Annotated in this window: 8 protein-coding genes; all 8 read left to right on the top strand. The window is 68.7% G+C overall.

Features of this window, described 5'->3' with window-relative positions:
• Positions 1 to 68: 68 nt before the first annotated feature.
• Complete coding sequence (locus AC56LR_RS02255; RefSeq protein ID WP_497126957.1) at positions 69 to 965, top strand: LysR family transcriptional regulator; 897 nt, start codon at positions 69 to 71, stop codon at positions 963 to 965.
• A 129-nt stretch (positions 966 to 1094) separates the two neighbouring features.
• Positions 1095 to 1880: a dioxygenase family protein gene (locus tag AC56LR_RS02250; protein ID WP_497126955.1), complete on the top strand. Its 786-nt coding sequence runs from the start codon at positions 1095 to 1097 to the stop codon at positions 1878 to 1880.
• 24 nt (positions 1881 to 1904) lie between these two features.
• Positions 1905 to 2327 carry a DoxX family protein gene (locus AC56LR_RS02245; RefSeq protein ID WP_497126953.1) on the top strand — a complete coding sequence of 141 codons (423 nt, stop codon included), beginning with the start codon at positions 1905 to 1907 and terminating at the stop codon, positions 2325 to 2327.
• A gap of 224 nt (positions 2328 to 2551) precedes the next feature.
• Entirely contained in the window at positions 2552 to 4462 is a 1911-nt protein-coding gene (locus AC56LR_RS02240; protein ID WP_497126951.1) for a TOL_0244 family TonB-dependent receptor, read from the top strand.
• On the top strand, positions 4450 to 5049 hold the full coding sequence (locus AC56LR_RS02235; protein ID WP_497126949.1) for a TOL_0243 family YfiR-like periplasmic protein: 600 nt from the start codon (positions 4450 to 4452) through the stop codon (positions 5047 to 5049). The genes AC56LR_RS02240 and AC56LR_RS02235 overlap by 13 nt, the downstream gene beginning before the upstream one ends.
• A 2-nt stretch (positions 5050 to 5051) precedes the next feature.
• Positions 5052 to 7472 carry a sensor histidine kinase, YfiR-like protein-associated gene (locus tag AC56LR_RS02230; RefSeq protein WP_497126947.1) on the top strand — a complete coding sequence of 807 codons (2421 nt, stop codon included), beginning with the start codon at positions 5052 to 5054 and terminating at the stop codon, positions 7470 to 7472.
• A 153-nt stretch (positions 7473 to 7625) separates the two neighbouring features.
• The gene (locus AC56LR_RS02225) at positions 7626 to 9524 is read left to right on the top strand and encodes a PAS domain S-box protein (protein ID WP_497126945.1); all 1899 of its coding nucleotides are present in this window, start codon (positions 7626 to 7628) and stop codon (positions 9522 to 9524) included.
• A 76-nt stretch (positions 9525 to 9600) separates the two neighbouring features.
• Positions 9601 to 12042, top strand: a complete 2442-nt coding sequence (locus tag AC56LR_RS02220) for a heavy metal translocating P-type ATPase (RefSeq protein ID WP_497126943.1) — start codon at positions 9601 to 9603, stop codon at positions 12040 to 12042.
• Positions 12043 to 12112: the final 70 nt, after the last annotated feature.

Genomic DNA, 12112 nt, shown 5'->3' with positions numbered 1-12112 from the left:
CGTAGCTGGATCTCACGGCAAGGAACAAACGCCTTAAAATACATGGAACTGTTCCAACAATCGAGACAATGGATAAATTCCTGGAAATGAAAGTCTTCTCCGCCGTGGTCGAGGCCGCCAGCTTCACGGGCGCCACCCGCAGCCTTGCCATGTCGAAGGCCGCCGTCTCGCGCTACGTGGCCGAGCTCGAGCAGCGCCTCGGCGTGCGCCTGCTGCACCGGACCACGCGCAAGCTCTCGCCCACCACCGAAGGCGAGATCTTCTACGCGCGCTGCCGCGAGTTGCTGGTCAACCTCGACGAGGCGGAAGCCGAGATCACCTCGCGCAGCGGCGAGGCGAGCGGCCTGCTGAAGATCAACGTGCCCGTGACCTTCGGCCTGATGCACCTGGCCCCGCTGTGGCCGGCCTTCCTGGCGCGCCATCCGAAACTCGGGCTCGACATCACGCTGTCGGACCGCGTCGTCGACCTGGTCGAAGACGGATTCGATCTCGCGGTACGGATCGGCCAGTTGCCGTCCTCGTCCCTGATCAGCCGCAAGCTGGCCGTGACGCGCATGGTGCTCTGCGCCTCCCCGGCCTACCTGGCGCGGCGCGGCGAACCGCTGCGGCCGGGCGACCTGCTCGCGCACGACGTGATCTCGTACAGCCTGTTCTCGGGCGGCGAGAACTGGGTCTTCACCGGGCCGGACGGCGAAGTGTCGGTGAAAGTGGCGCCGCGCCTGCGCACCAACAGCGGCGACACCTGCCGCGCCGCGGCCCTGCAGCACCAGGGCATTATCCTGCAGCCGGGCTTCATCGTCGGGGCCGACCTGGCCCGGGGCGTGCTGCGCGAGCTCCTGCCCGGCTACCGATCGATGGAACTGGGCGTCTACGCCGTGTACCCGTCGCGCAAATTCGTCTCGCCCAAGGTGCGCCTGCTGATCGACTTCCTGGTCGAGGCCTTCGCCGATCCTGCCTGGGACTAAGCGGAAACCAGATTGTTCCTGAAAATGAGATAGTCTGCCTCGGACTGGCCTATTTATTCCTCAATCAGTAGCGAATAAGATGTGGCATGTGCTGCGGCAAACGCCGCTTTTTCGAAAAAGGAGTCGACCATGTCTGCACTTCCCACCATCTTCCTCTCGCATGGCTCGCCCATGCTGGCGCTGCAGGACAGTCCGGCGCGCCGCTTCCTGCAAGGGCTCGGCAAATCCCTGCCGCGGCCGTCTGCCATCGTCGTGGTGTCCGCGCACTGGGAAACGCGCGGCGCCCCGGCCGTCAGCCTCGCCCCGCAGCCGGAGACGATCCACGACTTCGGCGGCTTTCCGCGCGCCTTGTTCGAGATGCGCTATCCGGCCCCGGGCGCGCCGGCGGCCGCCGGCCGCGCGGCGGCGCTGCTGGAAAGCGCCGGGTTCGAGGTCGGCCGCAGCCCTGACCGCGGCCTCGATCACGGCGCCTGGGTGCCGCTGTCGCTGATGTATCCCGACGCGGACGTACCGGTCACCCAGCTGTCCATCGTGCACGGCGCCAGCCCCGCAGAGCAAGAGCGGATGGGCCTGGCCCTGGCCGCACTGCGCCAGGAAGGCGTGCTGGTGGTCGGTTCCGGCTCGCTCACGCACAACCTGTACGAAATTCGCGGGCAGGGGACCGACGCCCCGGCGCCGCAGTGGGTCAGCGAGTTCGGGGCGTGGATGAAGGCGCGCCTGGATGCGGGCGAGCGCGCGGCCTTGCTGGACTATCGCAGCCAGGCCCCGTTCGCGGTGCAAAACCACCCGACCGACGAGCACTTGCTGCCCCTGTTCGTGGCCATGGGCGCGGCCGGAGTGGACGCACGGGCCACCCGGCTGCACGCCAGTGTCGAGCATGGCGTGCTGGCGATGGACGCCTACGCCTTCGACTAGTCAACATTCGCTTAGGAGTTCCACATGACCAGCCTGACCCAACAAAACAACTTCGACGATGCCGGCAAGCTGATACTGCGCGCCACCCTGGCCATCCTGATCCTCTTCCACGGCATGGCAAAAATCACCGGCGGTGTCGGTTTCATCACCGGACTGGTCGAGCAGGCGGGGCTGCCCGGCTCGGTCGGCTACCTGGTACTGGTGGGCGAGGTGGTCGCGCCGCTGATGGTGCTGCTGGGCCTGTGGGCGCGCGCCGGCGCCCTCGTCATTGCCTTCAACATGGTCGCCGCGCTCCTGCTCGTCCATACCGGCGACCTCTTCAAGCTGAACGACACCGGCGGCTGGGCGGTGGAATTGCAGGTGCTGTTGATGGCATCGGCCGTGGCCGTGGCCCTGCTGGGCGCCGGGCGTTACAGCATCCAGGGGATGCAGAACCGCTGGAACTGAGAGCAGGGGGGAGTGTTGCGCTCAAGGGCAGGGCCGTGCAACATTCTTTCTTTTAATTCAATTCTCAAGGGCTTCTGATAAAATTCCCAGTTGCAATGATTTGCAGCGGCGCATCCATGATGCTCCGCGCCGACCGCGCACCCAAGCGCGGCCCATCCGACTCACTGCCACTGGTAATCATGATCCTGCGTCGTTCCTTTCCTGCCGGCCCGCTTAGCCTTCCCATGAACCGCATCGCCCAGGCCGCCTGTCTCGCCGCCGGCATGCTCGTCCTGCCCGCGCACGCCGATTCCGAACCGGAAGAGCTCGCTTCGCTGAGCCTGGAAGCCCTGACAAACGTGCGCGTCACTTCGGTCTCGCGCCGTTCCGAGCCGGTGGCCGATGCCGCCGCTTCCGTGTTCGTGATCAGCAGCGACAGCATCCGCCGCTCGGGCTATACCACGCTGCCGGAAGCGCTGCGCCTGGCGCCGAACCTGCAGGTGGCGCGGGTCGATGCGCGCAACTACGCGGTCACCGCGCGCGGCTTCAACAGCGCGTTCGAGAACAAGCTGCTGGTGCTGATCGACGGGCGCAGCGTCTATACCCCGCTGTTCTCGGGCGTGTACTGGGATGCCCAGGACGTGCTGCTGGAAGATGTCGAGCGAATCGAAGTCATCAGCGGCGCCGGCGCCACCATGTGGGGCGCGAACGCCGTCAACGGCGTCATCAACATCATCACCAAGGCTGCCGGCGCGACCCAGGGCACGCAGCTCAGCGCCGCGGCCGAGCCCGATACGCGCACCGGTTCTGTGCGCTACGGCGGGGCACTGGCGGGAGGCGGGCGCTACCGCGTGTATGCGAAGGCGCTGCAGCAGGACGACATCGAGCGCCAGAACGGGCTGGACAGCCTGACCGGCTACCGCCGCGCCCAGGCGGGCTTCCGCGCCGACTGGGGACAGGGCGTGGACGCCGCCACCTTCCAGGGCGACGCCTACAAGGGCGCGCTGCACCAGCAGGGCACGCGCGACATCACCATCGCGGGCGCCAACCTGCTGGGCCGCAAGACCATGCGCCTGGCCGGCGGCTCCGAGCTGATGGCCCAGGCGTATTGGGATTTCACCGAGCGCAACCAGCCGGGCGCCTTCATCGAGCACCTCAACACGCTCGACCTGCAGCTGCAGTCGTCCGTGACCCTGGCAGAGCACCACCGCGTGGTCTGGGGCGCCGGCTACCGCAAGTCCTTCGACCGGATCGAGAACGGCGCCGCCTTCGGCTTCGTGCCGGGCAGTTTGAATATGCATTGGGGTAACGTCTTCGTCCAGGACGAGATGGACCTGCTCGAGAACGTGCGCGTGATTGCCGGCGCCAAGTTCGAGCACAACAACTACACCGGCATGGAATTCCTGCCGACCCTGCGCCTGGCCTGGAAGCCCTCCGGCGAGAGCCTGGCCTGGGCCTCGGCCTCGCGCACCGTGCGTGCGCCCTCGCGCATCGACCGCGACTTCTACAGCCCGACCCGCCCGGCCGTGGTGAACGGCCTGCCGCAGTTTGCCTTCGCCGGCGGCCCCGACTTCAAGTCGGAAGTGGCCGACGTGTTCGAACTGGGCTACCGCATCGCGCTCACGCCCGGCCTGTCGTATTCGGCCACCGCCTTCCTGAGCGACTACGACCGCCTGCGCACGCTCGAGCCGAACACGCAAGGTCCGGGCTCGGTCTTCTCGAACAAGGCCTATGGCCGCACCAAGGGCATCGAGATGTGGTCGACCTGGGAAGCCACCACCGCACTGCGCCTGTCGGCCGGCCTGGTGGTGCAGAACGTGCATACCGCGCCGGAAGCGGGCAGCCGCGACCAGAGCGCCGCGACCGGCCTGGCCACCAGCGACCCGAGCCACTACTGGAAATTGCGCGCTTCCTACGACCTGGCCCCCGGCCATTCGTTCGACGCGCTGCTGCGCCATTACGGCAAGCTCAGCCGCCCGGAAGTGCCGTCCTACGAGTCGCTCGACCTGAACTACACCTGGCGCGTGAACAAGGGGCTCGACCTGTCGGTGAGCGGCCGTAACCTGCTGGACGCGGCGCATCCGGAATACGGCGGCGGCGCCAACCGCAGCGTGGTCGAGCGCAGCGTCGGCCTGAAGCTGGTGTGGCGCCTCTAGCCATGCGCGCCGCCGGCCACGACCCATTCGCACGGCTGCTGGTGTCGCTGCTGCTGCCGCTGCTGTTCGCGCTGGCCTGGCTGGCCGCGGGCGCGGCCCAGGCCCAGTTCGGCGCGCCGACCGAAGAAGCGGTCAAGGCCGCCTACCTGTCGAAGCTGCGCCATTACGTCGAGTGGCCGGCGCGCGCCGCGCCGCCCGCGGGCGCACGCACCGTGATCGGCATCGTCGGCGCCGACGAGGTGGCCGACAACCTGATGAAGCTGTCAAACGTGCGCGACCCGGTGCGCGGCACGCTGGCGGTGCGCCGCCTGCGTCCAGGGGACGCGCTGGAGGGCGTCCACATCCTGTACATCGGCGACACCTGGCTCGGACGCGCAGGCGGCATGGTCGCCCAGGCGGGCGCACGCTCGATCCTGGTCGTCACCGAATCGGACGGCGCGCTCGCGCGCGGCAGCGTCATCAACTTCCACGTCGCCGACGAGCGCATCCGCTTCGATATTTCGCTGGAATCGGCCGAGAAAAGCGGGCTGAAAATCAGCTCCCAACTGCTGGCACTGGCGGCGCACGTCGTCCGGGAAAAACAATAATCATGTTCAGCTCGATCCGGCGCTCCATCTCGCGCAAATTCATGGTGGCCGTGATGGTCACCACCTTCACCGCCGTCTGCGTGTCGGGCCTGGCCAACCTGGCCTACGACGTCAACGACTTCCGCACCAGCGTGCTGGAAGAACTGGGCTCGCAGGCCGACATCCTGGCCCAGGTCAGCACCGCCGCGCTGGAGTTCGAAGACAAGCCGAGCGCCGAATCGACGCTGGCGCGACTGGGTGCCCGCCCGAACGTGCATGCGGCGGCGATCTACCGCGCCGACGGCAGCCTGTTCGTGTCGTATACCAGCGCCGGGCAGCCGCAGGCGCTGTCGCCGCCGGGCCGCCCCAGCGCCACCGGCCACATCATCGACGGCAAGGACCTGCACATCTTCCGCCCGATCCTGCGCGGGGGCGACCAGGTCGGCACGATCTACCTGCGCTCGGCCTATCCGCTCGACGAACGCATCGAGCGCGGCCTGAAGATGTTCGGCGCCGCGCTCGCGGTGAGCCTGGCGGTGGCCGCGCTGGCCGCCGGCTGGCTGCAGTCGGCCGTCACGATGCCGGTGAAAGCCATGACGCGCGCGGTGCGCGAGCTGATCATGCGGCGCGATTTTTCCCAGCGCGTGAGCAAGACCACCGAAGACGAAACCGGCATGCTGGTCGACGCCTTCAATGCCATGCTGGCGGAAATCGGCCGGCACGCCGCGCGCCTCGAGCAGAGCAACGCGTCGCTGCTGCACGAGATCGGCGAACGCGCCAAGGTCGAGCAGGCCCTGAACGAGCTGAACGCGTCGCTGGAAGAGCGCATCGCGGCGCGCTCGCTCGAACTCGAAAAAGCCAACGAGCAGCTGCACCAGTCGCAGAAGATGGAAGCCATCGGCCAGCTCACGGGCGGGGTGGCGCACGACTTCAACAACGTCCTGCAGGTCATCAACGGCAACCTGCAGCTGCTGGGCATGACCCTGCCCGAAGACGCGGCCGCCCAGCGGCGCCTGGAAACGGCGCGCTATGCGACCGAGCGCGGCGCCAAGCTGGCCTCGCAGCTGCTGGCCTTCGCACGGCGCCAGCCGCTGCAGCCGGCGCCGACCGACCTGGGACGCGTGCTGCGCGACATGGACGACATGCTGCGCCGCGCGCTCGGCGAAACCGTGGAAGTCGAGACCGCCGTCACCGGCGGCCTGTGGAACACCATGGTCGACCCGAACCAGCTGGAAAACGTGGTGCTCAACCTGGCCATCAATGCGCGCGACGCCATGCAGGGCCACGGCAAGCTCACGCTCGAACTGGGCAATGCGATGCTGGACGAGCACTACGCGGCCAGCGAGCAGGAAGTGGCGCCCGGCCAGTACGTGATGCTGGCCATTTCCGACACCGGCTGCGGCATGCCGCCGGAGGTCGTGGCGCGCGCCTTCGAGCCCTTCTTCACCACCAAGCGCGAAGGCGAGGGCACGGGCCTGGGCCTGTCGATGGCCTTCGGCTTCGTCAAGCAGAGCAGCGGCCACATCAAGATCTACAGCGAACCCGGCTCCGGCACCACCATCAAGATCTACCTGCCGCGCTCGCACCAGGCCGAAGAGCAGGCCTTCAACATGGCGGTGGGCGAGGTCGTGGGCGGCACCGAAACCGTGCTGGTGGTCGAGGACGACCTGGCGGTGCAGGCCACCGCGGTCGACATGCTGACCGCCCTGGGCTACCGCGTGCTGCGCGCCGACAACGGCGACGCGGCGGTGGCCGTGCTCAAGGAGCACGCGCGCATCGACATGCTGTTTACCGACGTGGTCATGCCGGGCGCCGTGCGCAGCCCCGAACTGGCGCGCATCGCGAAAGACCTGCATCCGGCCATTTCGGTGCTGTTCACCTCCGGCTACACGCGCAATGCGATCGTGCACGGCGGCCGGCTCGACCCGGGCGTTGAACTCATCAGCAAGCCTTACCGCGCGGACGACCTGGCGCGCAAGATCCGCCACGTGCTGGCCAACACCCGCCAGGTCGAGCGCCTGCGCGAAGCCAGTGCCGCGGCCGCGGAGCAGGCCGCCGCGCGCAGCAGTACCGAAGCCGAAGCCGAAGACGGCCTGCGCCTGCTGGTGGTCGAGGATGACCCGGACAACCGCATGCTGCTGCAGGAACTGCTCGGCATGCTCGGACACCTGGTTACGGCCGTGGGCAGCGGCGAAGAAGGCCTGCAGGCCTTCCGGCCGGGCCGATTCGACGCCCTGGTGACCGACGTGCACCTGCCGGGCATCTCCGGACTGGAACTGGCCGCGGCCTTGCGCCGGCTGCAGCCTTCGCTCGATGTGGTGGTGGCCTCGGGTTCTGGCGAGGTCAAGGCGCCGGAGGGCGAACATCCTTACCTGAGCCTGGCCAAGCCCTACCAGATCGACCGGATGGACGCCCTCCTGCGCAGCACCGTCAGCATGGCTTGAGGCATGCGGGACGGGCTTAATTGTCACAAAATTGCTCATTTACGACACATTCTTGGTCTCAGGAACACAGACATTTTGTGTTGGCAATTGAGTATCTGTTACAGTCGTGCATGGGCAGTGCCGATGCTGCTCCCTTGACCCTGACGGACATTCATGCCTGCTGCCCCACTGCCACCGGACGAACTTGAACGGCTGTCGCTCCTCGACGCCCTCGACCTGCTCGATACGCCTCCCGAACCGGTGTTCGACCGCGTCACGCGGCTGGCCAGCCGCATGCTCGGCGTGCCCATGGCGCTGTTTTCCCTGGTCGACGCCGACCGCCAGTGGTTCAAGTCGCGGGTCGGCCTGGATGTCCAGCAAACCCCGCGCGAGGAAGCCTTCTGCGCCCATGCGATCGGCATGCTCAGCCCGCTGGTGGTGAGCGACGCGACGCAGGACGCGCGCTTCAGCGACAACCCCCTGGTCAACGGTCCGCCGAACATCCGCTTCTATGCCGGCGTGCCGATCCGCACCACGGCCGGGCTGGCGATCGGCACCCTGTGCGCGCTCGATACCATCCCGCGCGAACTGAGTGCTGCCGAAACGGAGGTGCTGGAGGACCTGGCCGCGATCCTGACCAAGGAAGTGCAGTACCGCGAGCGCCTGGCGCTGGCGCGCGACCAGCTGCAGCGCTCCAGCGACGTGCTGGGGGCGAGCGATGCGCGTTTCCGCACCATCTTCGATATCGCCAGCGTCGGCATTGCGCTGGTGGCCCCAGGCGGCGGCTGGATCAGCGTCAACCAGGCACTGTGCGACATCGTCGGCTACAGCGAAGAAGAGCTGTGGCGGCTGACCTACCAGGACATCACCCATCCCGGCGACATCGACCTCGACGCCGTGCAGCTGCAGGCGATCGGGCGCGGCGAGATCGACCAGTACCAGCTCGAGAAGCGCTACATCCGCAAGGACGGCCGCACGGTCTGGATCAACCTGAACGTCTCGTTCAAGCGCGATGCGCACGGCGAAGTCGAATACTATGTGGCGGTGATCAAGGACATCGACGCCCAGAAGCACGCGCAGCAAGCCATTGCCGCGCTCAACGCCGACCTCGAGCGGCGCGTGGCCGAGCGCACCGCCGAGCTGCAGCAAGTTAACAGCCTGCTGCGCGCGCGCGAGGCCGAGATCAGCAGCGTCGTCGAAAACGCCAACGATGCCTACATCGGCCTGGACGAAGCGGGCGTCGTCACCGCATGGAACCGCCAGGCCGAGGAAACCTTCGGCTGGCCGCGCGCCGAGGCGCTGGGCCAGGCCCTGGAAGAGCTGATCATCCCGCCGGAATACCACGACCGCCACCGCCAGGGCATGCAGCGCTACCTGGCGACCCGCGATGCCACCGTGGCCGCCCAGCGCCTCGAGCTGCCCGCCAGGCGGCGCGACGGCACCGGGCTGACGGTGGAGGTGCGCATCCGCGCCCTCGAGGTCAACGGCCGCATCATGTTCAGCGCCTTCCTGCACGACATCACCCAGCGCAAGCAGGAACAGGCGCAGCGCGAATACGAAAGCCGGCACGACATGCTCACCGGCCTGCTCAACCGCCGTGCGCTGATGGAATCGGTGCCGCTGGCCCAGGCCCGCGCGGGCCGCAGCGGCAAGACGGTCGGCATGCTGTTCATCGACCTGGACGGCTTCAAGGCCGTCAACGATTCGCAGGGCCACGAGGCCGGCGACATCCTGCTGGGCGTGATTGCCGAGCGCCTGCGCCAGGGCGTGCGCAAGACCGACAGCGTGTTCCGCCTGTCCGGCGACGAGTTCACGGTGCTGCTGGAAGACATGGCCGATACCTTCGACGACGCCCACATGGTGGCCGAAAAACTCATCTCGAGCATTTCCGAACCGGTGGAACTGCCCGGGCGCGCGGTGCGGGTGCGCGCCAGCATCGGCATCGCCCTCGACGTCGCCGGCAGCGGCGCCGTGCGCGATCCGGACGCGCTGCTGAAAGAAGCCGACGGCTTCATGTACCGCGCCAAGAAGGCCGGCCGCGGGCGGGTGTGCTCGGCCAAGTACCCCTGCTGAGCATCGCGCGGGGCAAGCCGCTTGACCTTCCCACCATGGGAAGGCCTATCCTTCGCGTATCGAACGAGGAGGGCAGATGAACATTACAACAAGCAAGGGCGGTGAAGCGGTCCTGCGCATTGGCGGCATGACCTGCGCATCCTGCGTGGGCCGGGTGGAAAAGGCCTTGCGCGCGGTGCCGGGCGTGCTCGATGCCAGCGTCAACCTGGCGCTGGACAGCGCCACCGTGCGCGGCAGCGCGCAAGCCTCGGCCCTGGTCGCGGCCGTGCGCCGGGCCGGCTATGAAGCTTCCGACGCGGCTGCTCCCCTTGCGGCTCCGGCCGAAGCCGGCCTGCCGTCCTGGTGGCCGGTTGCCGCGGCGAGCCTGTTCAGCGTGCCCCTGGCCGCGCCCATGCTCGCGCAGCTGTTCGGGGTCCACTGGGCGCTGCCCGGCTGGCTGCAGATGGCCCTGGCCACCCCGGTGCAGTTCTGGCTCGGCGCGCGCTTCTACCGCGCCGGCTGGAAGGCGCTGCGCGCCGGCAGCGGCAACATGGACCTGCTGGTCGCCCTCGGCACCAGCGCCGCCTACGGGCTGTCGCTCTACCTGCTCCTGCGGCACGGCGCGCATGGCGCGCCCCACCTGTATTTCGAATCCGCAGCCGTCATCATCACCCTGGTCCTGCTGGGCAAATGGCTGGAAGGCCGCGCCAAGCACCGGGCGGTGGCCGCGATCCGCGCCCTCGAGGCGCTGCGCCCAGGCGAAGCGCTGGTGCGGCAGGGCGGCGTGGACAGCAGTATTCCCGTGGATGCCTTGCGCGTGGGCGACCTGATGGTAGTGCGGCCGGGACAGCGCGTGCCCGCCGACGGCGTCGTCGAGGAAGGGCGCAGCCACCTGGACGAATCCCTGCTCACCGGCGAGAGCATGCCGGTGGCCAAAGGCCCGGGCGAGCGCGTGACGGGCGGCGCCGTGAACGCGGACGGCCTGCTGCTGGTGCGCGCCACGGCGGTGGGCAGCGCGACCATGCTGGCGCAGATCATCCGCCTGGTCGAACAGGCGCAGGCGGTCAAGGCGCCGATCCAGCGCCTGGTTGATCGCGTCAGCAGCGTGTTCGTGCCGGCCGTGCTGCTGGTGTCTCTCGCCACGCTGCTGGGATGGGGCCTGGCGAACGGCGACTGGCAGGCGGCGCTGCTCAATGCGGTGGCGGTGCTGGTGATCGCCTGTCCCTGCGCCCTGGGGCTGGCCACGCCGACCTCGATCATGGTGGGCACCGGCGTGGCGGCGCGCTACGGCATCCTGGTAAAGGACGCGGAGGCGCTCGAGACCGCGCATGCGCTTGACGTGGTGGTGTTCGACAAGACCGGCACCCTGACCGAAGGCCGGCCGCGCGTGGCGGCGATCGAGGGGATCGACCCGGGCCGGGTGCTGGCGCTGGCGCGCGCCGTGCAGCAGGCCAGCGCGCATCCGCTGGCGGAGGCGGTCACCCAGGCGGCAAGCGCACGCGGCGCCGCCTGGTTCGAGGCGACGCAGGCCGGAGCGCTGCCGGGCCGCGGCGTGCATGCCGAGGTCGATGGCGTCACGGTCCATCTCGGCAACGCGCGCCTGATGGCGGAACTGGGCGCGGACACCAGCGCCTTGCAGGCCGCGGCGCAGGCCCACGAAGACCTGGGGCGCACCGTGTCCTGGCTGGCCACCAGCGGCCGGGGCGGCGGCGCGCCGCAGGTCGCGGGCCTGCTCGCTTTCGGCGACACGGTACGGCCAGGGGCCGCGGCCGCGGTGGCGCGCCTGCAGGCGATGGGCATCGAAGCGGTCATGCTCACCGGCGACAACGAAGGCGCCGCGCGCGCGGTCGCGACCCCGGCCGGCATCGCGCGCTGGCACGCGGGCATCCTGCCCGCCGACAAGGCGCGCCTGGTCGGGGAACTCAGGCAGGGCGGGCGCAAGGTGGCGATGGTCGGCGACGGCATCAACGATGCGCCGGCGCTGGCGGCAGCCGATGTCGGCATCGCGATGGCGGGCCTGGACGCGGCCATGCACGCCGCCGGCATCACCCTGATGCGGGGCGACCCGCTGCTGGTGGCCGATGCGATCGCGATCTCGCGGCGCACCTATGCCAAGATACGCCAGAACCTGGGCTGGGCCTTCGTCTACAACCTGGTCGGCATCCCGCTGGCGGCAAGCGGGCAACTCGACCCGGTGCTGGCCGGCGCCGCCATGGCACTGAGCTCGGTGAGCGTGGTGGCCAACGCGCTGCTGCTGCGCCGCTGGCGTCCGGCGCCATCCTTGTCAACCACGCGGGCCGAAGCGCCCGCACCAACTGGAGAAAACGAGATGTATGAATTGACGGTGGACGGCATGAGCTGCGGGCATTGCGTGGGACGCGTGACCCAGGCAGTGCAGGGTATCGATGCGGCGGCCAGGGTCGACATCGACCTGGCGGCCAGGCGCGTGCGGATCGCCAGCAGCGCGCCGCTGGCGGCGATCGTGGCCGCGATCGATGCCGCAGGCTACCCGGTCAGGGCCTCCTCCGCGAGCCTTTGACGCATGGCCGGGAGCCCCGTTCGATGCGGAATGGATAGGCGGGGCCCCTTTTTTGATCATGGCAACTAAA

The organism is Telluria sp. ZT3P39 (assembly GCF_059685935.1).
This window is presented reverse-complemented; position numbering and strand designations above follow the sequence as displayed.